Source organism: Alcanivorax sp. HI0083 (assembly GCF_001635175.1).
Genome location: NZ_LWFX01000612.1, coordinates 1 through 470, shown reverse-complemented (window position 1 = coordinate 470; position 470 = coordinate 1). Strand labels below are relative to the sequence as shown.

The following is a 470-nucleotide window of genomic DNA, read 5'->3' as shown; positions in this document are numbered from 1 at the left end:
TGCCTTGATACGGTCTTCGCGGCCAATATTGCCGGGGTTGATACGCAGGCAATCCACACCCTGCTCAGCCACCGCCAAGGCAATCTTGTAGTCGTAATGGATATCCGCCACCAACGGCACATCCACCTGCTTGCGAATTTTGCCAAAGGCTTCCGCGGCATCCATGGACGGCACCGACACCCGCACGATATCCACACCGGCATCCTGTAAACGGCGGATCTGGCCAACGGTGGCGTCCACATCACAGGTTTCGGTATTGGTCATGCTTTGTACGGAGATCGGGGCATCGCCACCGACAGGGACATTCCCCACCATGATTTGGCGGGTTTTACGACGTTGGATTTTAACTTCCGGTTCCATGGTGTTTTCTACCCTCGCGAATCAGGGAGCGGAGATTCGCACAACTTTACCGGGGGAATCCGTCGGCAAGGTGACAGCGCTGCCGTTGACCAGCAACTCGTCCACCGCGC

General features: G+C 57.2%; 1 protein-coding gene. It reads right to left on the bottom strand.

What is annotated here, in order from left to right; genetic code table 11:
- The coding region (locus A3754_RS06165; protein ID WP_197468504.1) for a flavodoxin-dependent (E)-4-hydroxy-3-methylbut-2-enyl-diphosphate synthase at positions 1 to 360 on the bottom strand (360 nt) is incomplete at its 3' end.
- Positions 361 to 470: the final 110 nt, after the last annotated feature.